The sequence below is a fragment of the Arthrobacter sp. KBS0702 genome (assembly GCF_005937985.2).
Lineage (GTDB): Bacteria > Actinomycetota > Actinomycetes > Actinomycetales > Micrococcaceae > Arthrobacter.
The window spans coordinates 1690747-1715486 of the sequence record NZ_CP042172.1 but is presented as its reverse complement, the minus strand read 5'-3'; the positions used below and the strand labels follow the sequence as shown (position 1 = coordinate 1715486).

The following is a 24740-nucleotide window of genomic DNA, read 5'->3' as shown; positions in this document are numbered from 1 at the left end:
CTCGGGTCATGACTGTAATCCGCCCGGCCACCGCCTACGACGTCCCCGCCATCCTGCAGATGATCCACGACCTGGCCATCTACGAGAAGGAACCGGATGCCGTCCGGAACACGCCGGAGATGCTCGCGGAAGTGCTGTTTGGCGAGAACCCGCGGGTGTACGCAACCATGGCCGAGAACGAGGCCGGCGCCGTGCAGGGCTTCGCGTTGTGGTTCCTGAACTATTCCACCTGGGAAGGTGTGCACGGAATCTACCTGGAGGACCTGTACGTGATGCCGGAAGCCCGCGGAGCCGGGCACGGGAAGGCGCTGCTGCAGCACCTGGCCGCCACCGCGGTCGAGCGAGGCTACGCCCGGGTGGAGTGGAGCGTGCTGGACTGGAACGAGCCCTCGATCGCGTTCTACCGGAACCTTGGGGCAGCCCCGATGGCTGAATGGTCCACCTTCCGCCTGACCGGCGACGCCCTGGAGGCGTTCGGCAGCGCCCGGACGGCGGACGCCCGTGGCTGAGACCACGGCGACTGAGACAGCCCGGGTCCCGCACATCGTCAAGGCCCGGCACGACTACCGCGGGATGCGCACCGCAGAGCACTACTTCGAGGTGCCGCTAGACCACTTCGCAGCCGGCGGTGAGACGATCACGGTTTTCGCCCGCGAGTACGTCTCGGCCGACCACAGCGCGGAGGCAGCCGCGGAGCTGCCGTGGCTGCTGTATCTGCAGGGCGGCCCCGGCGGGCGCGGAAACCGTTTCCCCACGCTGGGCGGCTGGAGCAAGGCCGCGGCCAAGGACTTCCGGATCCTGATGCTGGACCAGCGCGGCACTGGGCTCTCCTCCCCCATCGACCGAAACACCCTGCCCTTGCGCGGCAGCGACCTGGACCAGGCACGGTACCTGGAACACTTCCGCGCCGACTCGATCGTGGCTGACGCGGAAGCGATCCGCACGGCCCTCGGCGCCGCCCCCTGGACCATCTACGGCCAAAGCTATGGCGGCTTCTGCGCGCTGAGCTACCTGTCGTTCGCCCCGGAGGGCCTGCGCGAGGCCCTGATCACCGGCGGCCTCCCGCCCCTGGCCGGCCCGGCGGACCGCGTCTACCAGGCGACCTTTCGGCGTGTGGCGTCGCGCAACGCCGAATACTTCGGCTGGTACCCGCAGGACCGGGAGCAGGTCAACCGCATCGCCCGGCACCTTCGCGACGCGGAAGAACTCTTGCCCGACGGCAGCAGGCTGACCGTGGAACGGTTCCAGATGGTGGGTTCTTACCTCGGCGGCAACACGCGGGTGGACGGGTTGCACCACCTGCTCGAGGACGCGTTCGTCAGCACGCCCGAGGGCGAACGCCTTTCCGACGCGTTCCTGGAGCAGGTCCGCGGCCTCGTCTCGCGCGCCTCAAACCCGCTCTACGCCCTCATGCACGAGTCCATCTACGGCCAGGGCGAGGCCACGGACTGGGCAGCGCTACGGGTGCTCCAGGACTACCCGGAGTTCCGACCGGACGTCCCGGCCCCCTTGCTGACCGGCGAGATGGTCTACCCGTGGTACTTCGACCAGGACCCGGCGCTCCGCCCCCTCCGCACGGTGGCCCAGCTACTGGCCGAGAAGGACGACTGGAAGCCGCTCTACGACCCGGAGCGGCTCGCGCTCAACACCGTTCCGGTGGCGGCGGCCGTGTACAGCGACGACATCTACGTGGACCGCGACCTCTCGCTGGAGACTGCCGCCGCCGTCCGCGGCCTGCAAGTGTGGGAATCGGATGAGTTCCACCACGACGGCATCGCGGACGACGGCGAGGCCATCTTCGGCCGGCTGCTCCGCATGGCCCGCGCCGCCACGGGCTGACGCTTCCGGGGCCGGGGCTCGCGGGGCTGACACTCCCGGGGACGGGGCCTCAGCCGGCGGCCGGCTCCGGGCTGCGGCGGGACCGGGCGGCCGCCGGTATAACGGCGCCAAGCACCGCGGCGGCCACGGCTGCCGCCACAAGGTTGAGCCCCTGGTAGCCGACGCCGCTCATCACGAGGCCGGCGAAGCCCGACCCCACGGCGCCGGCGACGCCCATCAGGGTGTCGGACACGCCCTGGACTAGGACCCGGTCCCCGGCCGCGACGCTCTCCGCAAGCAGCGTGGATCCGGCGATGGTGGCCGCGGACCAGCCGAGCCCCAGCAGGACCAGCCCGGTCGTGACCAGCACCGGCTGGGCCTGGCCGAAGCCCGCGACGCAGACGGCCAGCAGGATCAGCCCGTGGCCCAGCAGGATCACCGGAAGCCGGCCGACCCGGTCGGTGAGCCAGCCCATTACGGGTGAGAGGGCGTACATGCCGGCGATGTGAAGCGAAATGGTGAAACCGATCAGGACAAAAACGTCGGTGCTGGCGGCATGGGCGTGTTCGGCCGGATGCCCCGCCAGCGGTCCTTCGGTGAGCAACTGCAGGTGCAGCGGCGTCATGGACATCACGGCGGCCATGCAGCCGTGCGCGGCGACGACAGCGAGCAGCGCAAGCCGGGCGCGCGGTGCGGCCCGCACGGCCCGGAGCCCGTTGCGAAGCGCGTGCCTCCCCCGGCTGCCGGTGGTCCCTTTCGCCGGCTCCTCTGTGGTGCTGCGCAGCCGGGCGGCCAGCAGCAGCGGATCAGGGCGGAGCCCGATCAACAGCAGCAACGCGGCCAGGGCCAGTCCCGCCGTCGAAAATACAAAGGGCCCGGAGATCGGCGGCAGGCCGAGTGCCTGGCCCACGAGTGCGCCGGGCTGGATCAGGTTGGGCCCGGCCACCGCCCCGACCGTCACCGCCCAGACCACGATCGCGAGCGAGCGTCCGCGGTGCTCCGGGTCGGCCAGGTCGACGGCGGCGAAGCGTGCCTGCAGGTTGGCCGCCGTGCCGAGGCCCAGCAGGGCGGCGCCCAGCAGCAGTACCGGGAAGGCTGTGGTGACGGTTGCCAGGATTACCAGCAGGGCGCCGGTCATCGCGGAGAGCAGCCCGGTCCCGAGGGCGGCACGGCGCCCCCGCCGGCCGGCAAGCCCGGCCAGTGGAAGGGCCGTCAGCGCCGCCGTCAGCGTCATGGTGGTGGTGACCGAGCCCGCCCAGGCATTGGACCCGGCGAGCTGGACGGCCAGCAGCGAGCCGACGGACAGGCTGGCCCCGCTGCCCACGCCGCTGAGGAGTTGGGCGGCACTGAGCACAACAACGGTACGGCGCTGCACCCGTTGCGGGTCCAGCGCCGTTCCGGCCGCAGCGGCGGCGTCAAAGATTTTCACGATCCGAGCTTAGCCCGTGGCCGGCAGCCCGGCGTGCGCCGGGCTGCGCCGGGGACTACTCGGCGTCGGTGAGGCTCTTGCGTGAGTCCTCTTCGAGCCGGGCGTCCAGCTTGGCCTTGGAGGCCTTGGAGCTGACCAGGCTGGCGATGACGGCAATGATGATGGTGCCGATGATCACCGCGAGCGAAACATAGGTGGGGATCTCCGGAGCCCATTCGATGTGCTTGCCGCCGTTGATGAAGGGCAGTTCGTTGACGTGCATGGCGTGCAGCACCAGCTTGACGCCGATGAAGGCGAGGATGACGGAGAGCGCGTGCTTGAGGTAGATCAGCCGGTTCATCAGGCCGCCGAGCAGGAAGTAGAGCTGGCGCAGGCCCATCAGGGCGAAGATGTTGGCGGTGAAGACGATGAACGCGCTCTGGGTGAGGCCGAAGATCGCGGGAATCGAGTCCACCGCGAAGAGCAGGTCGGTCATGCCGATGGTCACGAAGACGATCAGCATGGGGGTAAAGACCTTCTTGCCGTCGACCTCGGTGCGGAGCTTGCCGCCGTCGAACTTTTCCGACATCGGCAGGATCCGGCGGATCCGGGCGATCAGCGGGTTTTCCTTGTCTTCCTCGTCCTCGCCCTCGTCCTGGGCCTGCTTCCATGCGGTCCAGAGCAGGAACGCGCCGAAGATGTAGAAGACCCAGCTGAACTGCTCGATCACGATTGCGCCGAGCAGGATGAAGATGCCGCGCAGGACCAGGGCGATGATGATGCCCACCATCAGCACTTCCTGCTGGTACTTACGGGGTACCGAGAAGCGGGCCATGATGATGATGAAGACGAAGAGGTTGTCGATGCTGAGGCTGTATTCCGTCACCCAGCCGGCGATGAACTGCCCGCCGTATTCCGGGCCGGTGAAGAGGAACATGGCTCCGGCGAACACGAGCGCCAGGGCGATGTAGAAGGAGACCCACAGGCCTGCTTCCTTCATGGAGGGCTCATGCGGCCGCTTCAGCACCAGGAGCAGGTCGATGGCGAGGATGATGCCGAGAACGACGAAGGAGCCGATCTCGAACCAGACGGGAAGTTCAGGCACGTAGATACCTTTCGCAGGGCACAACTAGGAGGTGTAAGTCTCTCCGGCTTAGCCGCCGCGCCCGGGCCATTGACCTCCGGTGCTGCCTTGCTGCCCGCTACGCCCGGCATGGCGTCTGTGCCCTGCGTGTTGACGATCGTAGCGCTTGGGATACTCCCCTACGTTCGATCTACTCTACCCTAGGCGTGTCCGGCCGACTGCATCTGGCGCAGTTCCTTCTTGAGCTCGCCAACCTCGTCGCGGAGCCTGGCCGCCAGCTCGAACTGCAGCTCCCCGGCCGCGGCGTGCATCTGCTCGGTCAACTGTTCGATCAGGCCGACTAGGTCTTCCGCCGGGGCCGCCGCGAGCCCGTCGGCCCGGACCTTGGAGCTGCCCTTGCCCTTGCCGCGCGTCTTGCCCGCGCTGGCCAGCAGCTCCCGGGTGTCCGCATCTTCCTTGGCCAGCTGGTCGGTGATGTCCGCGATCTTCTTCCGCAGCGGCTGGGGATCGATCCCCTTCTCCGTGTTGTAGGCCACCTGGATGGCCCTGCGCCGGTTCGTTTCGTCGATGGCGTGGGCCATGGAGTCGGTGATCTTGTCCGCGTACATGTGCACCTGGCCGGACACGTTGCGGGCGGCGCGGCCGATGGTCTGGATCAGGGAGGTCGAGGAGCGCAGGAAGCCCTCCTTGTCCGCGTCCAGGATGCTCACGAGGGACACCTCCGGGAGGTCGAGGCCTTCGCGGAGCAGGTTGATGCCGACCAGGACGTCGAAGACGCCCATCCGCAGTTCGCGGAGCAGCTCCACGCGGCGCAGCGTGTCGACGTCGGAGTGCAGGTATTCGACCTTCACGCCGTGGCCGAGCAGGTAGTCGGTGAGGTCCTCGGCCATCCGCTTGGTCAGCGTGGTGACGAGGACTCGCTCGTTCTTCGCGGTGCGGGTCCGGATTTCGCCCAGCAGGTCATCGATCTGGCCCTTGGTGGGCTTCACGATCACCTCGGGATCGATCAGGCCGGTGGGCCGGATGATCTGCTGCACGAAGCCGTCCGACTTGCCGAGCTCGAACTTGCCCGGGGTCGCGGACAGGTAGACGGTCTGGCCGACGCGTTCCTGGAACTCGTCCCACTTGAGCGGCCGGTTGTCCATCGCCGAGGGCAGCCGGAAGCCGTGGTCCACGAGGTTCCGCTTGCGGGACATGTCGCCCTCGTACATGGCGCCGATCTGCGGCACGGTGACGTGGGATTCATCGATCACCAGGAGGAAGTCATCCGGGAAGTAGTCGATGAGGCAGTGCGGCGCGGTCCCCCGGGCGCGGCCGTCGATGTGCGAGGAGTAGTTCTCGATGCCGTTGCAGAATCCCATCTGCTGCATCATTTCCAGGTCGTAGGTGGTGCGCATCCGGAGCCGCTGGGCCTCAACGAGCTTGTTCTGGCTCTCCAGGACCTTGAGCCGGTCAGCGAGCTCGTCCTCGATCCGCTTGATCGCGCGGGCCATCCGTTCCGGACCTGCCACGTAGTGCGAGGCGGGGAAGACGTACATTTCGGTCTCGTCCCGGAGCACCTCGCCGGTCAGCGGGTGCAGGGTGTAGATGTTCTCGATCTCGTCGCCGAAGAACTCGATCCGGATCGCGAGCTCCTCGTACATCGGAATGATCTCCACGGTGTCGCCGCGGACCCGGAACGTGCCGCGGTGGAAGTCCATGTCGTTGCGGGTGTACTGCATGGAGACGAACTTCCGGAGCAGGTCGTCGCGGTTCATTTCGGCGCCCTTGCGGAGGGTCACCATGCCGGCGATGTATTCCTCCGGGGTGCCCAGACCGTAGATGCAGGAGACAGTGGCCACCACAATCACGTCACGGCGGGTCAGCAGCGCGTTGGTGGCGGAGTGCCGGAGCCGCTCGACTTCCTCGTTGACGGACGAGTCCTTCTCGATGAAGGTGTCCGTCTGGGCGACGTAGGCCTCGGGCTGGTAGTAGTCGTAGTACGAGACGAAGTATTCCACCGCGTTGTTGGGCAGCAGCTCACGGAATTCGTTGGCGAGCTGGGCGGCGAGCGTCTTGTTCTGCACCATCACGAGGGTGGGGCGCTGGACCTGTTCGATCAGCCACGCCGTCGTCGCGCTCTTGCCGGTACCGGTGGCGCCGAGCAGCACCACGTCCTTCTCGCCGTTCTTGATGCGCTCGGTCAGTTCGGCGATCGCGGCGGGCTGGTCCCCCGCGGGCTGGAACTCGCTGATGACCTCGAAGGGCGCCACAACACGGTTGATTTCCTGGGCAAGGCTCATGTATCTAATCTACCGCCGCCCTGTGACAGGGTTCCCCTGATTCAGCTTTGGGCTGTACCGGACGGTCTGGCGGAGGCATACGACGGCGGCAGCCAGCCCGTGCGCCGGGCCCACTCTTCCATCCGCGGAGCGGCGTAGTCCGTGAACCAGTCCTCTTTATCGGCCGCGTAGCCCGCGGTGGACTTGTCCACGCCGTGCCGCCGTGCCGCGCGCCGCTTCTCCGCGAGGTAATCGGCGCGGGCGGCCGGGTCGTCGCGCAGCCAGTCGCGGAAGCACAGGGCGTAACGCCAGCCCGGCGACCCGGCGGCCCGGACGTGCAGGTTCACGGGCCGGCCGGGGTCCGCATTGCCATGGACGCGCTTGTCCCAGTCGGCCGGGTCGGGGTGCGCGGGTTTGGGGTTGTCCGCGCCAATGCCCGGCCAGCGCGGGAAGCCGGCCGCGGCCAGCAGGGGTTCGAGGCGGTCCGCCGTCGCCAGGTCCGGGACAGTGAGCTGAAGATCCAGCACGTCCTTGGCGTCCAGGCCCGGGACGGCCGTCGACCCGATGTGGTCCACGGCGAGGATGTCCTGCGGTGCCACCGCCTGCAGGCGGCCGATCACCCGGGCTGCCTGGGCCGGCCAGTCGGGGTTGGCGGGACTGAGCACGGGCCCGCCGGTGCGCGCGGCCATCTGGCCCTTGGCGAGGTTCTCCGCGAACGGCTGCAGGCGGTGCCCCCACAGCCGGTCCACTGCGTCCCGCAGTTCGTCCTTGGTGCCGGAGTTGTCCAGGACGACGTCGGCGGCCGCCAGCCGGTCCTCCCGCGTGGCCTGGGCCGCCATCCGGGAGCGGGCCTCCTCGGCCGTCATCTTCCGATGCTCCATCATCCGACGAACCCGGACATCTTCGGGGGCGTCGACCACCACCACGAGGTGGAAGTTCACGCCCTGGCCGGTCTCGACCAGGAGCGGGATGTCCTGGACTAGGACGGCGCCTTTCGGGGCGGCCGCGGCGAGGGCGGCGGCGCGTTCCCTGACGAGCGGGTGGATGATGCCGTTCAGCACCGCGAGGCGCTCCGGGTTGCCGAAGACAAGGGCGCCCAGGCGGGGACGGTCAAGCCTGCCGTCGGGGCCCAGGACGGAGGCGCTAAAGGCCTCCACCACCCGCGCCAGTCCGGGCGTGCCCGGCTCCACCACTTCCCGGGCCAGCGCGTCCGCGTCGACCAGGACCGCCCCGAGCTCGCGCAGCCGCGAGGCAGCCACTGACTTCCCTGAGGCGATGCCGCCCGTCAAACCGATCTTCAGCACTCCACCAGACTAAACTGAACCGGTGCCAGACGACGCGGTTTCCCCGGAAAGCAGGGCCACCGTCTACACGACCCTGGCGGCCGGCGCCGGGTTCCGGCATGAGCTGGAGATCAAGCGCTCCCGCTTCATTACCGTGCTCCGGCGCACCGGCGACGAGGAGAGCGCCCGTTCCCTGGTCGCCTCGCTGCGCCGAGAGTTCCACGACGCCCGCCACCACTGCTCGGCGTTCGTGCTCGGCCCCGACCGCGAGGTACAGCGCTCCAGCGACGACGGCGAACCCTCCGGCACGGCCGGCCTCCCAATGCTGGAGGCACTGGTCAAGCGCGAAACCGCCCCCGGCGTGACGGACCTCAGCGACGCGACCGCCGTCGTGGTCCGCTATTTCGGCGGGATCCTGCTGGGTTCCGGAGGTCTGGTCCGCGCCTATTCCGAATCCGTTTCCTCCGCGCTGGCGCTGGCGCCGCTCGTGCGCCGGCAACGGCTGCGGATCTGCGATGTGCGGGTGCCGCATGCCTCCGCGGGCCGGCTCGAAAACGACTTGCGCGCGGCGGGCTACGTGATGGCGGGCGCCAGCTATGATGCGCAGACGACGGTTCTCCGGCTGGCCCTGCCGGACGAGCCTGATGGTCTGGCGCTGGCAGCCGACCGCCTCGGGGCACTTACGGCCGGGAGCGCGGCGCTGCTGCCCGGGGAAACGGAGTGGATCGATGTCGCCATCAGCTGAGCAGGTGCCCGTGGTGGCGCTGGTGGATGTGACGGACCAGGTGCTGGAGCGGCTGCTGGGGGGGGCCCTGCACGACGCCGACGCCGACGAGGTCACCCCGCCGTTGGGGACAGCAGCGGGCTGGAACACCGAAAGGATCAGCTGGTTCCGCGCCTATCACCATGCTGCGGCGGCGGGCCTCGACGGCCCGGCTCGGCAGAAGTCCTGGGCGGTCACCGCCGACGGCGAACTGGCCGGCTCCATCCGGCTGGCCCGGGTCCCCGGGACCGGGACGGGGCCGTTCGCACACGACGGCGGGGCACTGGAGACCGGCCTCTGGCTCGGGCGGAGCTTCCGCGGCCGCGGCATCGGCGGTGAGGCGCTGCGGCTGGTCAAGGCCGAGGCCGCGGCCGCCGGTGCAGACCTGCTGGAGGCGGAAACGACCCCCGGCAACGCCGCCGCGCAGGCCCTGCTGCGGGCTGCCGGCGCCGCTCTCGCCGTCGACGGCCAGCGGGTTAAGGCACGGGTCAAGCTCGGGTAGGGCCTGCGGCGGCAAAGGATGGACATGTCCGTCGCCAGCCCGATCCAACGGGCATGCCCATCTCGCGGCGCGGGGAACGAGCATGATGGCACACTGTCCAACGTTCGGTCCCAGGGATGGACATGCCCGGCCAAGGCCGTTTCACCCCGCCGGGCATCTCCAACGCCAGCCCCAAGCAATGGGCATGCCCATCTTCCGGCGCGGGGAAGGAGCATGATGGCACTCTGTCCAACCTTCAGGCCCAGGGATGGACATGCCCGGCCGAGGCCGTTTCGCCCGGCCGGGCATCTCCAACGCCAGCCCCAAGCAATGGGCATGCCCATCTTCCGGCGCGGGGAAGGAGCATGATGGCACTCTGTCCAACGTTCAGACCCTGGGATGGACATGCCCGGCCAAGGCCGTTTCACCCCGCCGGGCATCTCCAACGCCAGCCCCAAGCAACGGGCATGCCCATCTTCAGGCGCGGGGAATGAGCATGATGGCACTATGTCCAACGTTCGGGCCCAGGGATGGACATGCCCGGCGCAACCGGTCGAGCCTGGGCCAACACGCTGGGACCAGGGCGGCGGGTAGCTGTCGCCGGGGCCAGCTGAGTGCTTGGATGAAGGGGAGGCCGCACTCCCGGCATGCGGCCGGGTAGCGGCGGGACCCGTGTGATCGGCCAGACGAGGAGAACAGACGTGGATGACCCTTTCGAGCTATCTCGTTTCGTGGACGCCCAGGACTCTGCCGGAACCTACCAGCGCGCCCTCTCGGAGCTTCGCGGCGGAAGCAAGCGAAGCCACTGGATGTGGTTCATCTTCCCGCAGATCGCCGGCCTCGGAATGAGCCCGACCTCGCAGAGGTATGCCCTTTCCTCCTTGGATGAGGCACGGGCCTATCTGCGCCATCCGCTGCTGGGTGCGCGCCTGTTGGAGTGCTTCCGGGCAGTCCTCGCCCTCGAGGATCGCAGCGCCGAGCAGATCTTCGGCGGGATCGACGCCCGAAAGCTGCACTCGTCGTCGACCTTGTTCCTCCGGGCCGCACCCGACGAGCCCGTGTTCAAACAGATCCTGGATGAATACTTCGGCGGAGTCCCCGACGCAGCCACGGACCGGATCCTGTCCGCACCCTGAACCGTCGCAACGCCATCCCTGCTCCACCGGGCACCCCGCTCCTGGTCGAGAGGACTGGGCATGTCTCCACGCCCGGAAACATGCCCCTTAACCCAAAAGCGGGCCCCTGCACGTGGCAGGGACCCGCTTGGGGTGGCCCGGAGCAACCCGGGCCGGTGGCAATTAGTTGCCGGTCAGCTTCTCGCGCAGAGCGGCAAGGGCCTCGTCCGAAGCAAGCGTGCCTGCACCGGTCTCGGCGGCAGCCGGCTCGGAGGAGTAGCTGGTGGTGCCGGAGTCGCTCTCGCCGGACGTTGCAGCAGCAGCGTCGTCGGCAGCGTGCTGGGCAACCTGCTTCTTGTGGGCTTCCCAGCGGGTCTGGGCGTCAGCGTACTGCTGCTCCCAGGCGGCGCGCTGCGTCTCGTAGCCTTCAAGCCACTCGTTGGACTCCGGGTCGAAGCCCTCCGGGTACTTGTAGTTGCCCTCTTCGTCGTACTCTGCGGCCATGCCGTAAAGAGCCGGATCGAATTCGGTGGAGTCAGCGTCGACACCCTCGTTGGCCTGCTTAAGGGACAGCGAGATACGGCGGCGCTCGAGGTCGATGTCGATGACCTTGACGAACAGCTCGTCGCCAACGGAGACAACCTGCTCGGCCAGCTCAACGTGGCGCACGGCGAGCTCGGAGATGTGGACCAGGCCTTCGATGCCGTCTTCAACGCGAACGAACGCGCCGAACGGAACCAGCTTGGTGACCTTACCCGGAACAACCTGGCCGAGGGCGTGGGTGCGGGCGAAGGTCTGCCACGGGTCTTCCTGCGTGGCCTTGAGCGACAGGGAAACACGCTCGCGGTCCAGGTCGACTTCGAGAACCTCGACGGTGACTTCCTGGCCAACTTCGACAACCTCGGACGGGTGGTCGATGTGCTTCCAGGACAGCTCGGAAACGTGAACCAGGCCGTCTACGCCGCCCAGGTCCACGAAGGCACCGAAGTTGACGATGGAGGAAACGACGCCCGGACGGACCTGGCCCTTTTCCAGCTTGTTGAGGAACGTGGAGCGGACCTCGGACTGGGTCTGCTCGAGCCAGGCACGGCGGGACAGCACAACGTTGTTGCGGTTCTTGTCCAGCTCGATGATCTTGGCTTCGATCTGCTGACCGATGTACGGAGCAAGGTCGCGCACACGGCGCATCTCGACGAGCGATGCGGGCAGGAAGCCGCGCAGGCCGATGTCGAGGATAAGACCACCCTTGACAACCTCGATGACGGTACCGGTGACGACGCCGTCTTCTTCCTTGACCTTCTCGATGTCGCCCCAGGCACGCTCGTACTGAGCACGCTTCTTGGAGAGGATCAGACGGCCTTCTTTGTCTTCCTTGGTGAGCACCAGGGCTTCGACGAGATCGCCAACGGAGACGACGTCTCCGGGATCAACATCGTGCTTGATGGAAAGCTCGCGGGAGGGAATGACACCTTCGGTCTTGTAACCGATGTCGAGCAGAACTTCGTCGCGGTCGACCTTGACGACGGTACCTTCGACGAGGTCCCCGTCGTTGAAGTACTTGATGGTGGCGTCGACTGCTGCGAGGAAGTCCTCAGCGGTACCGATGTCGTTAATCGCGACTACGGGGGTACCGGGCTTCTCGGTGGAGGTGATGGTCATGTAGTAGGGGCTCCGTTGTGGATAGTTAGTCGGTCAGGCAAACCGTCCCGCCCGCGTCGGCGACACGGGTGGAGAACACGGCACATCAAAGGCGATCCGCCGGGTCATCCTGATTTTGTGGATTGAATGCGCGCACGTAGTACACGCCCGTTTAGTCTAGTCGGATACGCCAACGCCGGTCAAAGCGCGACGGCGCCCGCCGGCAACACCCGGCCGAGCTGCGCAAACGCCGTTCCATGCGCCAGCATCCGGGGAAGCGCCTGCTCAAACCCGGCCGCAGTGCCGCTTCCTGGCCTGTTGAAGTGGGCAATCACAATGTCACCTCCTGAGGCCTTGGCCAGCGCCGCGGCGACGGCCGGGGCCGGCAGCGTTGCGCCGGCGTCGGCATTGACGCTGAAGTTCACCGGCAGCAGGCCGGTGCGCCGCGTGATCGCGACGGCGACGTCGTCATAGTAGGCGGTTCCCGGCCGGAAGAACCGCGGCGGCCTGCCGGTCAGGCTCCGGAGCACCGCCTGGTTGTCCATGATCTCGCGGTAGACCTGACCGGCGTCGGACGTGCCGGGGATGCCGTAAGCGCGTTTCCCGGTGACGGAGAGGGGGCAGTGCCTGGAGCCGTGGTTGGCGAGTTCGAACAGCGGGTCGGCGGCCAGTTCACGCGCCACACCAGGGTTCGCCTCAATCCAGCGCTGGTTGACGAAGAGGGTGGCCGGGACGCCCAGGCGCCGCAGCGTGTCCAGCAGCCGGTGGTCGCAGCCGGCGCCGCCGGGGCCGCCGCAGGCATCGAACGTCAGGGCCAGCTGGGCCGCGGGGGTCGACGTGATAACCCCGGCCACGGCAAGTCCCCAGTCGGTGGGACGGCGGCCGGAGAATTCCGCCACCACCTCCGCCTCGGTCGGAGCCGGCCGCGCCGGGACCGGCGGCGGTGCGGTTCCGACGGCGGCGGGCCCGGGGTCGACGGCGGCCGGCGGCACCGGCCTGGTGGGACCCGCCGACTCGGCGGCGGGCGCGGTGGCCGGCGGCGTGCCTCCCCCGTCCCGGCGGGCGGCGTCGACGCAGGCGTGCCCGCCGGTGCAGGGTCTAACCCGTTCTCCGCGGCGCCCAGGGCGGCGCCCAGGCCGGCGGCCGGCCCGGCGTTCCGCGCCGGCGTCAAATTCCGGGCCCCCTGGGCACGGAGCGGTACGACGGCATCAACCATGACGCCGGCGGCGAGGGCGCCCATTCCGATCAGGACGGAGCGGCGCCCGCGCAGGGCTGGTCGAGGCAAATCCCCCACGAGTATTCCTTTTGCTGATGTCAGCGGTCGGGTGACGACAGCTTAGAAGTGGGTCAGGCAGTGCGGCGCGCGTTCGACGGCGAACATCCGGGCAGCGAGGAACGCTGCGCCCGGCGTGTGCTCGCGGATCCGCCCCGAGTCGGCCAGGGTCACCGGGTGCACGCCCCCGAGGTAGAACGAGGACAGCGCAGCCACGTCCAGTTCAAGGTCCACGGCGTCGTCTTCCGTTTCCGTGACGTCGGCGGCGCCCCCGTCCACCTCCAGCGCGAACGTCCCGCCGGTCAGGCCGAGCGGATCAGCCACTTTGAGGACCAGCCGGCCGTCGGCCGGATAGTGGCGTGCCGTCAGGGCCTTCTGCACGTCCAGGATCCGCAGCCAGAGCATGTCCCGGGGCTCCGAAGCGTCAACGCAGCGCGGATCGCTGAGGGCCCATTTCAATGGGTCGTCAACCGGTGCCTCGTCCCACGTGACGCGTTCAACGAGGTCGATGGCCCCGAGGTACTGCCATAGTTCCAGGTAAGCGGCCCGGGTGGCCGCTACCAGGTCAACGATCTCCATCGTGTACGGGGTGCTGGACCAGCCCCCGAACTTGTAGGACACATAGCCATCGACGTCGCCGTCGGGGCCGTAGTGCAGCGCGACCTTGACCTTGGGGTCCTCGCCGTCGTCCCGGCTGATGGAACCGGAGACGAACTGCCGGTAGAACTCGTGCCGTCCGATGGAGCCTGGCGTCAGGCGGTGCAGGCGGTCGAAAATCACCGGGGCCAGCTCAAGCAGAACCTTGGGATCGGCCACCTCCACACTGCCGACCGGGGTGTGGTTCACGAGGAAACGGGCACTCGTGTCGACCTTGATCGACTGTTCCGACGTCGCGACGCCGTAACCGAAGCGGCCGTAAATGGAGGCTTCCGAGGCGGTCAGGGCCGCCATCGCCAGGCCCTCCTGCCGCGCCATCCCCAGGTCCTCGGCCATCATGCGGCGCAACAGTCCGCGGCGGCGGTGCGAGGTCCGCACGGTGACGGCGGTGACGAGCCGCGTGTCAAGGAGCCGCCCGAAGCCGATATTCAGGGTCTTGTTCATCGTGCCGAAGGTCGCCACCGGAATGTCGGCGCCGAGGGAATGGTCGGCGACGGGCCCGGTCTGGTAGGCGCCGGTCATCACGCGCCCGTCGGCGCGCTGCATCTCTAGGCCACGGTCCACCCGCTCGTCGCTGCGGCGGGCGTCGTGGAAGCCGAAGGCGACAGCCCGCATCCACGCGACCGACTCCGGGTACGCCGGGTCCTCTTTGGCCGCTGGCGTGAACCGCCTGATCTCGTACTGCTCTACCACGTGCTTCCCCCCGGGAAATTCCTGCAACCTTGAAAGAATTGAAAAAAGACCGTCCGGCCGGAACCGGAAGACCAACGCCCCTAGTGGCCGGCCTCGTACCAGCTGGTGCCGATGCCGATCTGCACCTCGAGCGGAACCGACAACTGCGCAGCGGAACCCATCTGTTCCGTGACCAGCTTCTCGACGGCCTCGCGTTCGCCCTTGGCGACTTCGAGGACCAGTTCATCATGGACCTGCAGCAACATCCGCGATTTCAGGCCCTGCTCGGCCAGCGCGCCGGACACACCCAGCATGGCCCGTTTGATGATGTCCGCCGCCGAGCCCTGGATCGGCGAGTTCAGCGCGATACGCTCCGCGTTCTCCCGCAGCTGGCGGTCGGTGCTGGTCAGGTCCGGCAGGTAACGGCGCCGGCCCTCGATCGTTGCGGTGTAACCGTCGATCCGGGCCTGGTCCACAACGCCGCGAAGGTAGTCGCGCACCGCGCCGAACCGGTCGAAGTAGTCCTTCATCAGGGTCCGTGCCTCGTCCACGGAAATCTCCAGCTGCTTGGACAGGCCGAACGAGGTCAGACCGTACGCGAGGCCGTAGGACATCGCCTTGACCTTGGAGCGCATCGCACTGGTCACCTGGTCGGTGGGGACGTGGAAGATGTTGGAGCCGACGAAACGGTGCAGGTCCTCGCCATCCTTGTACGCCTGGATCAGGCCGGCGTCGCCGGAGAGGTGCGCCATGATTCGCATTTCGATCTGCGAGTAGTCTGCGGAGAGCAGGCATTCGTAGCCCTCGCTGACCACAAAGATACCTCGGACGCGGCGGCCTTCCTCGCTGCGGATCGGGATGTTCTGCAGGTTGGGATTGTTGGACGAGATCCGGCCCGTGGCGGCGACGTTCTGTGCGTAGGTGGTGTGGATGCGCCCGTCTTCGGTGACGGATTTCTTCAGCGACTCCAGCATCTGGCGCAGTTTCGATGACTCACGGTGTGCCATCAGCTGGACCAGGAATTCATGCCCGGTCTTTTCCAGCAGGTTCTTGAGCGAGGCGGCGTCGGTGGTGTAGCCGGACTTGATCTTCTTCGTTTTGGGCAGGCCGAGCTCGTCGAACAGGACGGTCTGGAGCTGCTTCGGCGAGCCCAGGTTGACCTCGTGCCCGATCGCGGCAAACGCCAGCTCCTGGGCGTGGTCGATCACCTTCGCCAGGTCCGCGAGCTGCTCGTCCATGCGCTGCATGTCGATGGCGATCCCGGCGAGTTCCATGGTGGCGAGAACACGGCTGACCGGCAGTTCAAGGGTGGTCAGCAGGTCCTGGGCCTTCCGTTCCTTGAGTTCTGATTCGAAGTAGTGGCTAAGGGCCCGGACGACGGCGGCTTCGTGGACCAGCGCACCCGCCGCGGCGGCGTCGTCGCCGTCGAACGCCAGCTCCAGCTGGCCGGCCTTGGCGGCCTCGGTGGAGACCGAGATGTTGAGGTGGTGCTGTGCCAGCTCAGCGAGCTCGTAGCTGCGGCGGTCGGGCTGGATCAGGTAGCCGGAGATGGAGGTGTCGTCCACGACGCCCTCCAGGTCCAGGCCGCGGGCGGTCAGTGCCTTCAGGGCGGCTTTGAACCCGTGCATCACCTTGGGTGATCCGGCGTCGCGCAGCCAGCCGGCCAGCACGTTCTCGGCTGCGGCGTCCTGGCTGGCCAGGTCGATGTAGGCGGCGGCGTCGTCGCGGACGATTGCCAGCGCGGTGGCGTCCTCGCCGATCCGGCCGGGCACCAGGTCGACGGCCAGGGCGGACCGTTTCCCGGCTCCGGCCGCGAGGAAGGCGCCCAGTTCGGCCGCGTCCGAGGGGGTGACGAATTCCGGGGTGTCGAGGCTCTCGCGCTCGGCTTCCGTCACTTCACTGCCGTAGAGGGCGAAAAGCCGGGTCCGGATGGTCTTGAATTCGAGGGTATCGAACAGGTCCTCGAGGGCGGCTTGGTCCGGCCGCGGGTCCGCGAGGTCCTCGAGGGTGACGGGCAGCTCAAGGTCGGTGTGGAGCCTGTTCAGCCTCCGGTTGCGCTTGACTTCCTCGACGTTGGCGCGCAGGGCATCGCCCACCTTGCCGCCGATCGCGTCGAGGTTTTCCAGGACGCCCTCAAGGCCGCCATAGAGGTTGATCCACTTGGCCGCGGTCTTGGGGCCGACGCCGGGGACACCGGGGAGGTTGTCAGCGGTCTCACCCACCAGGGCGGCGAGGTCCGAGTACTGGGCGGGGCTGACGAAGTACTTCTCCTGGATGGCGTCTGCATCCATCCGGGGAATGTCGCTGACGCCCTTGCGCGGATAGAGCACAAACACGTTGTCGGTGATGAGCTGGAAGGCATCGCGGTCGCCGGAGACCAGCAGCACCTCGTAGCCCGCCTTTTCACCCATCGCGGCGAGCGTGGCCAGGATGTCATCCGCTTCCCATCCGGGCATTTTGATGGTTTTGATGCCCCACGCGCCCATGACCTTGTCGATGAGGTCGATCTGGCCGCTCATTTCCCGCGGGGTCTCATTCCGACCGCCCTTGTAGCCGTCATACTCGGCCTTCCGGTGGGTGGTGTCGTCGGAGACGTCGAACGCCACGGCCACGTGGGTGGGCTTCTGCTCCTTGATCAGGTTGATCAGCATGGACGTAAATCCGTGAACGGCGTTGGTGTGCTGGCCGGTGGCGGTGGAGAACTTGTCAGCGGGCAGGGCGAAGAACGCCCGGAAGGCCATGGAGTGTCCGTCCAGCACCAGGAGGCGGGGCTGGTCCGTGATGGGAATCACGGGGGCCTCGGTGGCGGAAACCGACTGCGCTGCCCGGCTGGTCGTTGCCGCGGGCCGGGCTGCGACCACTGATTCCGGCTCAGCTGCCGGCAGGAGGTCGGTCGCGGAAGGGGAAAGGGCCGGTTTGGTAGTTTCGCTCACAGGTGCCAGCCTAGTTCCCATGATCGACAATTTCACGCCAGCCCCGTTCGCCGCCGAGCTGGAAGCCGCCGGGGTTCCCGCTGAGCTCCATGGCTGGCTGGGCCGGATGGGCGTCGGGGCCCTCGTGGTCAAGATGGGCATCCACTTCGTGGAGCTGAGCCCGGAACGCACCGTGGCCACCATGCCGGTGGAGGGCAACACGCAGGTTGCCGGCATCCTGCACGGCGGCGCCCACGTGGTGCTGGCCGAGACGCTCGGCTCCTTCGCCGCCGGCATGCACGCCGGCCCGGGCCGGCAGGCGCTGGGGGTCGACGTCAGCGCGACGCATCACCGCGCGGTCTCATCTGGAACCGTGACGGGTACGTGCACCGCCATCCACCTGGGCCGCACCCTGACCACGCACGAAATTGTCATGACTGATGAACAGGGCCGCCGGCTTTCCACCGCACGGATCACGAACCTGCTCCGCGACATCCCCGGGTAGCCGGCCCGAGCGGTCAGGCGCCGCCTGCGACGCGGTAACGGAGTTCGACGATGCCGCGGCCCATGGTCCGGGACGCGAGCAACTCCAGGGGCGCGGTCGGGCGGACCAGCGGCAGCAGCGGCTTCCCGCTGCCCAGCACCACGGGGATGATCGAGACGATCAGCTCGTCCAGCAGGCCGGCGTCGGCGAATTGCGCGGCAAGGACTCCCCCGCCAACCACCCAGACGTTCCGGCCAGCGGCTGCGGACTTCAGGTCTTCCACGAATTCCGTCACCGGTCCGCGGACAAAGGTGACGTCCGCTCCCGGTGGGGCGGACAGTTCGTGGTGCGTGAAAACCCAGCTCGGCGTTCCGCTGTACGGCCAGTTGTCCGCTTCATGCTTCTTGAGCCAGGCGTAGGTTTCGCCGCCCATGACGATGGCGCCGATATCGGCCATAAACGCCTCGTAGCTCTCCATGCCGCCTTCAAAACCGTCGAACTGGAGCAGCCAGTCCAGGTTGTCGTCCGCGGTGGCGATGAAGCCGTCCAGGGAGGTCGCTACAAAGTACTGGAAACTCGGCATGGACTCAGCGTAGCCACTAGCGGACCCCTTTCCCAGAGCCCGCTCCGGCACCCTGGCCTACCTGCGGCCTACTTGCTGAAGTACGGGATGATCAGGTACAGCCCGAAGAGCACTGCAACGCCGCAGAGCCCGAAGCAGACGTAGGAGAGCGGACGGACCCAGCCGGGCTGGTTGGTCCGGGCATCGCCGGCGATGGCGGTCAGCCGGACGCCGAGGGCGTAGAGGACGACGACGGTCACCGCGGCTACGAGGGTGGCCCCCGCTACCATAACGAGTTCAAGCCACTTCATTTCCGGCCATCCTTGGAGTCGTTGTTGCGGCTAACCGCCGCGGCCTTCTTCTTTGCGAACTGGATGGCCTGACCGGCCTCTTCGACCTCGACGGCGTTATGGTGGCCGACGTGGGATTTCCGGGAGGCAACAAACATGTACACCACTGCCGCCGTCCCGGCGACGGCGGCGATGATGAATCCGACGGTGCCGGTGTGCACCAGCATCGCCGTCAGGGCACCGACGACGCCCGCGGCCGGCAGGGTGAAGAGCCAGCCGACGACGATCTTCCGGGCGGTCGACCAGCGGACGGTGGTGCCGCGGCGGCCCATCCCCGAACCGATGACCGAGCCCGAGGCCACGTGGGTGGTGGACAGCGCGAAGCCCAGGTGGGAGGAAGCCAGGATGGCGGCGGCGGTGCTGGTCTCTGCGGCGAAGCCCTGGGCCGGCTTGACGTCGGTGAGCCCGGAGCCCATGGTCCGGATGATCCGCCAGCCGCCGGAGTAGGTGCCGACGGCGATGGCGAGGGCGCAGGCGGCGATGACCCAGAGCTGCGGGCCGGTGCCAGGTGCCTGGCTGCCGGCCGAGATCAGGACCAGGGTGATGATGCCCATGGTCTTTTGCGCGTCGTTCGTGCCGTGCGCGAGGGCCACGAGGCTTGAGGTGAAGATCTGTCCGGTGCGGAACCCGCCGCGCTTCTGCGTGAGCTTGCTGCCGGTTTCAGGGTCGTGCCGGGACGTCAGGGCGTAGGCGAGCCGGGTGCAGACGTAGGCCACGGCCGCGGCGATTACGGGGGCGAAGACGGCTGGCAGGAGGACCTTCTGGAGTACCGAGGTGAAGTTCACCGAGTGCAGGCCGATGCCGGCGATGGCCGCGCCGATCAGGCCGCCGAAGAGCGCGTGCGAGGAACTGGAGGGCAGGCCTTTCAGCCAGGTGATCATGTTCCAGAGGATCGCGCCCATCAGGCCGGCGAAGATAATGTCCGGGGTGATCTGGACGCCGTCGGACCCTTCCCGGATGATGCCGCCGGACACCGTTTTGGCCACTTCGGTGGACAGGAACGCGCCCACGAGGTTCAGCACGGCCGCGAGGGCGACGGCGGTCTTCGGCTTGATGGCACCGGTCGCGATAGGCGTTGCCATCGCGTTGGCGGTGTCGTGAAACCCGTTTGTAAAGTCAAAGAACAGCGCCAGCGTTATGACGAGCGCCACCATTACGGTGATTTCCACCTGTTGCCCAATCTGCAGAGTCGACGGTCAGCAGTTTCATTCCCCGTGGCGGCCCTGTTGGTCACTGTTCATCCGTTCGTAAGCCGGAATCCCTTGCGCGGTTCACCAAAGCTGTCCTGAAACCCAATAGATCGTACGTGCCAATGTCTGCTGGGCAAAACATGGTGCGCCCACGCCGATGCCGCCGCGGATTAGAAGGGTGGACGGCTGCGCGTCGGGCCGGCGTCGAGCATGCCGGCGATCTTTTCCTCAAGGGAAGCCAGCGTGGCCTCCGGCAGCACGATCAAACCGTCCAGTTCGCGCCGGGCCCGTTTGTACGCCGTCTGCCGTTCTGCCGGGGTGGCCGCGGCATCTGAGGCGATCCGCAGCAGCATCCGGGCCGTGGCCAGCCGCTCGCGTTCGGGGCCGGTGAAGTTGCTGTCCTTCATCCGGCGTGCTTCGCGCTCGGCGACGTCGAAGGCCACTTCGAAGTCGCGCACCGCGGCCCGGTATTCGGCCAGCCCGGCTGCGGTGGTGATCCGCCCCGGGCCCTCGGGGCGCAAGCCGTCTGCTTCCCGTTTGGCGCGCAGGAACGCGACGGTGAGCGGCTCACGCACGTCCGTCATCATGGGGAAGTCGATCAGCTTTCCGACGTCCAGTTCGTAGTCCAGCCAGCGCCGGTTGACGGCGTCGTGGTCGTCCACGAGGGCCTGCACCTCGTTGCGGCCGGCGGTTTCCGCCTCGGCCTGACGGTTCCTGAGCCGGTATAGCTCCACTTTGCGGCGGTGCCGGCGTTCGGAAGCCTTACCCAGGGAGCGGCCCCAATGGGCCAGGAGCGCGCTCAACGGAAAGACCATCCACCAGTTGTGGCCGATCAGATTGAACAGCGAATCCACTGAAATATCCTCCCACCGGTCCCGGGCACAGGAAAGACCCCCTCCGCGGAGGGGGCCGTCCTGTCGGTCTAGCCGTGCGCTCAGCCCTCGTGCTTGACCTTGTGCACCCGGGTCACCACGGTGGGACTCGTCACGTTCAACAGCACGGCGTGGGCCGTGGAGCCGAGCACCAGCCGGGAGAAGCCGCCGCGGCCGCGGCTGCCGATCACCAGCAGGCGGGCATCCCTCGCCAGGTCGGTGAGCGCTTTCGCCGGCTCCGTGTCGGTTTCGAGGCGCTGGTGGATCACCAGGTCCGGGTACTTGTCCCCGAGGCCGGCCACTGATTCGGCCAAGGCAATCCGGTCCTCTTCGACGATCGTCTCGGCGAGTCCGCTATCGGGCAGCTGGTGCTCAACCCAGCGGGCCGGGCTGCGGAAAGCCAGGACGACGGTCAGTTCGTCCCCGCCGCGGTCAGCCTCGGCCGCGGCGAACGCCACGGCCTGAAGCGACTCTTCCGAGCCGTCCACCCCGACCACGACGCCGCGGTTGCCGGCGCCCGAGGTGCTGGGGATGACGGCCACGGGACTGTCCGAGGCGGTCACGATCTGGAGGGCCCGGTCCGTCATGGGTCCGCCGTCCATCCAGTGTTTGTCGTGGGCGCCCACGACAACCATGGAAGCTTCCTTCGACGCCTCGCGCAGGCCCGAGCCTGGGCTTCCGTGCCGCAGCTGGACGTCAACGTCGACGTCGGGGGCCTGGTTTTTTGCACTGGCTTTGGCCTTTTCCAGCAGTTCCATCCCGGATTCCCGGATGAGCTCGTGGTACTGGAAGTCCGGTGACATCCAGCGGTCATCAACGGCGTGGACGCACAGGACCGGGAGCTTGTGCGCGGCAGCGCGTTTCAGCGCCCAGGCCAGCGCGGCTTCGCTGCCCGCCGAGCCATTGATGCCGACGACGATTGGTTTACTCATGCTGAATCCTGCTCTTTTCCGTGGCGCGAACGTGGACGCGACCCCAACAGTGGTCCTGGCAGCGCACCGTTCTGTGACCGCTGCTGAGACCGCGGCGGAGACCGTTGCGGGCGGCCGCTGCTGTTTGGCATGACTCGCCGGCAGCGCCGAGGCACTGCCGACAATTCAGTGTCCCCCGGCCCCTGGCGGCCGGTTAGGGCCTTAAGCCCCTCACCGGCCCCCGGTCCTAGAAGCCGGTCGGTTCCGTCTCGAACTCAGGCTCGAGGGCCGGCCCTTCGTGGTGCACCGGGCGCAGCGCGGCGGTCTGTTCCAGCCAGATCAGCGCATCGTAGCGCTCCCCCATCCGGGTCGGCACGTAGTTCCCCTGTTCCCGCTCCGGGTGGTAAACGACGCCGATGGCCCGGTGCCCGAGCCAGGTCGAAAGCCATGGGCCGGTCCGGTCGTCGCCGAACTCCAGCACGGAGGGCACCCCCAGCGCCTCGTGCAGGAAGTCCTCATGGCTGCCGGGGCGCGCGGCGGGCACCGGCAGGATCCGCTCCGGCGTCCCCCAGGCATCCGCGGCGATCACCGTGCCGCGGTGGGAGGCGAAGCCCACCAGCAGGACCCCTTCGAGGGCATGCCGTTCCCGCAGCAGCTGGCCGACGTTGACCAGCCCGTCCTGCGCCATGTCCGTGGCACGTGCGTCGCCCACGTGGGTGTTGTGCTCCCAGATGATGCCCTTGGACGCCGCGCCCAGGTGGCGGGCCAGCCGGTCGATGGTGTCCGCCATGTGGTGGTCCCGGACGTTCCAGGACTGCCGGTCGCCGCGGACCATGATCCGGTAGTAGTGCTCGGCGTTCGCCGCCACCTCGGCGTTCTGGACGGCGTCGAAGGCCTCCTCGTCGTGGTCGCCCGGGCTGAACACCCGGCTCCGGACCTCGCTGAGCAGGGCCACGACGTCGGCCTCGCAGGAGTCCGGGACCAGCCGCGTGCTCCAGGCGTATTTGTGCGGGTCCTCGTGGTGCGGCAGGAAGCACTGCCAGGCGCGCATGGCGGCGGGCACGGCCTCGGGCAGGTGCTCTTGGAGCCAGCCGATGATCTCACGCAGCGAGTCCCAGAGTGAGTAGACATCCAGTCCGTAGAAGCCGACGCGTTGCGCCGGGGGCCGGCGTGAATTCCAGGTGCGCAGCCAGTCCAGGAACCCGGCCACTTCCTCGTTCGCCCACATCCAGGTGGGCCAGCGCTGGAACCCGGCGAGAAGCGCATGGACGCCCTGGTCCTGTCCGCTGAGGCCGCGGACCCACTGGTTGAGCCGCCAGCAATCCGGCCAGTCCCCTTCCACACCGATCCAGGTGTAGCCCTGCTCCTCGATCAGGCGGCGGCTGAGCGTGGCCCGCCAGGTATAGAACTCGTGGGTGCCGTGCGAGGCCTCCCCGATCGCGGTGAAGCGGCACTCCGCGGCGCGCCGGACCAGCCCGTCCAGGTCGCGGTCGCTGCGGAGTTGGCGGGCGAGGGAGTGGATCTCGCCGAGGACGGCCGCCTTGGTGACGTTGCCCGGGTTCACCGCGGGTCCCCGATATCGATCCGTTCCAGATGCTCCGGAACCCGGGCCCGCCAACCCAGCTCGCGCTTGATCCGGACCCGCAGCGCGTCGGCGGCGTCAGGTTCGCCGTGCGTGATGTAGGTCATCCGCGGCTCCCGCGGCGCCGCCTTCATCCAGTTGATCAGGCCGTCCGTGTCGGCGTGCGCGGACAGGTTCTCCATCTGGATCACTTCGGCCCGGATCTTCACGTCCTCCCCGTAGATCCGGAGCTCACGTTCCCCCGCAGCCAGCGCGGCGCCGCGGGTGCCTCCGGCCTGGTAGCCGCTGAGGACAATGGCGTTTTTGGCGTCGGGGCCGTAGGCGGCGAGGTGGTGCAGGATCCTGCCGCCGGTCAGCATGCCGCTGGCGGAGATGATGATCATCGGCCCGCCGCGCAGGTTCAGCAGCTTGGAGTCGTCCACGCTGCGGGTGAGCTTGGCGATGCTGTACATGTTCTCGTATTCGTCCCGTTTGAGCCGGTGCTCCTCCGGATGCCGTTGGTACATTCCGGAGGCGTCGATGGCCATCGGACTGTTCAGGTACACCGGAATGTCCGGGATCGCGTTTTTGCGGCGGAGCCTGGAGAGGTACAGCATGAGCGTCTCCGCCCGGCCGACGGCGAACGCGGCGAACATCACCACCCCGCCGCGCTTGGCGACCCGCGTAATGATCTCCCCGAGCTGCTGTTCGGGATCCAGCGTGGAGTGCAACCGGTCCCCGTAGGTGGACTCGGTGACGAGGACGTCGACGGCGCCCAGCGGCCGGGGCGGGTACATAAACGGGTCATCGGCGCGGCCCAGGTCGCCGGTGAAGTGCACCGACTGGGAGCCCAGCCGGACATGCACCTGCGCCGCCCCCAGGATGTGCCCGGCCGGCACGAACGTCAGTTCCATCCCCCCGCCGAGGTCCAGCGGGTCGTCGAAGTCGCGGATCCGGAAGCTGTTGAGCGACTTGACGGCGTCTTCGGCCGTGTACAGCGGCACCGCCGGGCTGTGCCGTGAGGATCCGCAGTGGGCCGCGTAGCGGGCCTCCTCCTCCTGCAGGTAGCCGCTGTCCGGCAGGATCAACTTGCACAGGTCCGTGGTGCCGTCGGTGGCGAAAACGGGTCCGGTGAAGCCGTCCCGCACCAGCGCCGGCACGTAGCCGGTGTGGTCCAGGTGCGCATGGGTGAGGACGACGGCGTCGATCGTCCGCGGCGGAACAGGAAAGGGCATCCGGTTGCGCTCGCGGCTGCGCTTGTAGCCCTGGAAGAGCCCGCAGTCGACGAGCACCCGGCGCCCGCCGGCTTCGAGCATGTAGCGGGAACCGGTCACAGTGTCGGTGGCACCGAAGAACCGGAGGGTCGGCTGCTCGTGTTTCATGGTGCTTCCGTTCCCGAGTCCGTCAAACCCACCTTCCGCGCAAACCGCCCCCTCCCCTAGGGC

At 67.9% G+C, this 24740-nt stretch carries 21 protein-coding genes; 6 read left to right on the top strand and 15 right to left on the bottom strand.

Annotated features, from left to right (window positions below; all coding sequences use genetic code 11):
* Positions 1–8: 8 nt before the first annotated feature.
* Positions 9–509 (top strand): GNAT family N-acetyltransferase, encoded by a 501-nt coding sequence (locus FFF93_RS07875; protein WP_138769408.1) that lies wholly within the window; start codon positions 9–11, stop codon positions 507–509.
* A gap of 64 nt (positions 510–573) precedes the next feature.
* Positions 574–1839, top strand: a complete 1266-nt coding sequence (locus FFF93_RS07870; RefSeq protein ID WP_138770478.1) for an alpha/beta fold hydrolase — start codon at positions 574–576, stop codon at positions 1837–1839.
* Between the two features lie 49 nt (positions 1840–1888).
* Here the strand turns inward: FFF93_RS07870 and FFF93_RS07865 are convergent, their stop codons facing one another.
* From FFF93_RS07865 to coaE, 4 genes are all read right to left on the bottom strand, one after another.
* Positions 1889–3247, bottom strand: a complete 1359-nt coding sequence (locus tag FFF93_RS07865; protein WP_261375372.1) for an MFS transporter — start codon at positions 3245–3247, stop codon at positions 1889–1891.
* Between the two features lie 55 nt (positions 3248–3302).
* Complete coding sequence (locus FFF93_RS07860) at positions 3303–4331, bottom strand: TerC family protein (protein WP_138769409.1); 1029 nt, start codon at positions 4329–4331, stop codon at positions 3303–3305.
* Between the two features lie 179 nt (positions 4332–4510).
* Entirely contained in the window at positions 4511–6592 is a 2082-nt protein-coding gene (gene uvrB, locus FFF93_RS07855) for an excinuclease ABC subunit UvrB (RefSeq protein ID WP_138769410.1), read from the bottom strand.
* Between the two features lie 41 nt (positions 6593–6633).
* Complete coding sequence (gene coaE, locus FFF93_RS07850; protein WP_138769411.1) at positions 6634–7875, bottom strand: dephospho-CoA kinase; 1242 nt, start codon at positions 7873–7875, stop codon at positions 6634–6636.
* A gap of 22 nt (positions 7876–7897) precedes the next feature.
* On the opposite strand from coaE, the gene FFF93_RS07845 reads away from it, so the two are divergent.
* From FFF93_RS07845 to FFF93_RS07835, 3 genes are all read left to right on the top strand, one after another.
* Positions 7898–8599 carry a YigZ family protein gene (locus FFF93_RS07845; RefSeq protein ID WP_138769412.1) on the top strand — a complete coding sequence of 234 codons (702 nt, stop codon included), beginning with the start codon at positions 7898–7900 and terminating at the stop codon, positions 8597–8599.
* Complete coding sequence (locus FFF93_RS07840) at positions 8583–9119, top strand: GNAT family N-acetyltransferase (protein ID WP_138769413.1); 537 nt, start codon at positions 8583–8585, stop codon at positions 9117–9119. Before FFF93_RS07845 ends, FFF93_RS07840 begins: the two co-directional genes overlap by 17 nt.
* Positions 9120–9799: 680 nt before the next feature.
* Complete coding sequence (locus FFF93_RS07835; RefSeq protein WP_138769414.1) at positions 9800–10234, top strand: DUF1810 domain-containing protein; 435 nt, start codon at positions 9800–9802, stop codon at positions 10232–10234.
* 162 nt (positions 10235–10396) lie between these two features.
* Here FFF93_RS07835 and rpsA read toward each other — a convergent pair whose 3' ends face one another.
* The 4 genes from rpsA to polA form a co-directional block, all read right to left on the bottom strand.
* Positions 10397–11872, bottom strand: coding sequence for a 30S ribosomal protein S1 (gene rpsA, locus FFF93_RS07830; protein ID WP_138769415.1), 1476 nt, complete (start codon positions 11870–11872; stop codon positions 10397–10399).
* A gap of 179 nt (positions 11873–12051) precedes the next feature.
* A complete protein-coding gene (locus FFF93_RS07825; protein WP_261375371.1) occupies positions 12052–12750 on the bottom strand; it encodes a polysaccharide deacetylase family protein in 699 nt (232 codons plus the stop codon).
* A gap of 437 nt (positions 12751–13187) precedes the next feature.
* The gene (locus FFF93_RS07820; protein ID WP_138769416.1) at positions 13188–14474 is read right to left on the bottom strand and encodes a GNAT family N-acetyltransferase; all 1287 of its coding nucleotides are present in this window, start codon (positions 14472–14474) and stop codon (positions 13188–13190) included.
* Between the two features lie 80 nt (positions 14475–14554).
* Entirely contained in the window at positions 14555–17194 is a 2640-nt protein-coding gene (polA, locus tag FFF93_RS07815; RefSeq protein ID WP_261375415.1) for a DNA polymerase I, read from the bottom strand.
* Positions 17195–17405: 211 nt separating this feature from the next.
* On the opposite strand from polA, the gene FFF93_RS07810 reads away from it, so the two are divergent.
* Complete coding sequence (locus FFF93_RS07810; protein WP_138769418.1) at positions 17406–17870, top strand: hotdog fold thioesterase; 465 nt, start codon at positions 17406–17408, stop codon at positions 17868–17870.
* Positions 17871–17883: 13 nt separating this feature from the next.
* On the opposite strand, the gene FFF93_RS07805 is transcribed toward FFF93_RS07810, so the two are convergent.
* The 7 genes from FFF93_RS07805 to FFF93_RS07775 form a co-directional block, all read right to left on the bottom strand.
* Positions 17884–18432 (bottom strand): dihydrofolate reductase family protein, encoded by a 549-nt coding sequence (locus tag FFF93_RS07805; RefSeq protein WP_138769419.1) that lies wholly within the window; start codon positions 18430–18432, stop codon positions 17884–17886.
* Between the two features lie 68 nt (positions 18433–18500).
* Positions 18501–18722, bottom strand: a complete 222-nt coding sequence (locus FFF93_RS07800; protein WP_138769420.1) for a hypothetical protein — start codon at positions 18720–18722, stop codon at positions 18501–18503.
* Positions 18719–19930 carry an inorganic phosphate transporter gene (locus FFF93_RS07795; RefSeq protein WP_138769421.1) on the bottom strand — a complete coding sequence of 404 codons (1212 nt, stop codon included), beginning with the start codon at positions 19928–19930 and terminating at the stop codon, positions 18719–18721. The genes FFF93_RS07800 and FFF93_RS07795 overlap by 4 nt, the downstream gene beginning before the upstream one ends.
* Before the next feature lie 191 nt (positions 19931–20121).
* The gene (locus tag FFF93_RS07790; RefSeq protein WP_138769422.1) at positions 20122–20805 is read right to left on the bottom strand and encodes a hypothetical protein; all 684 of its coding nucleotides are present in this window, start codon (positions 20803–20805) and stop codon (positions 20122–20124) included.
* An 80-nt stretch (positions 20806–20885) separates the two neighbouring features.
* A complete protein-coding gene (locus FFF93_RS07785) occupies positions 20886–21755 on the bottom strand; it encodes a universal stress protein (RefSeq protein ID WP_138769423.1) in 870 nt (289 codons plus the stop codon).
* A gap of 226 nt (positions 21756–21981) precedes the next feature.
* Positions 21982–23298, bottom strand: a complete 1317-nt coding sequence (locus FFF93_RS07780; RefSeq protein WP_138769424.1) for an erythromycin esterase family protein — start codon at positions 23296–23298, stop codon at positions 21982–21984.
* On the bottom strand, positions 23295–24677 hold the full coding sequence (locus tag FFF93_RS07775; RefSeq protein ID WP_138769425.1) for an MBL fold metallo-hydrolase RNA specificity domain-containing protein: 1383 nt from the start codon (positions 24675–24677) through the stop codon (positions 23295–23297). The genes FFF93_RS07780 and FFF93_RS07775 overlap by 4 nt, the downstream gene beginning before the upstream one ends.
* Positions 24678–24740 lie beyond the last annotated feature (63 nt).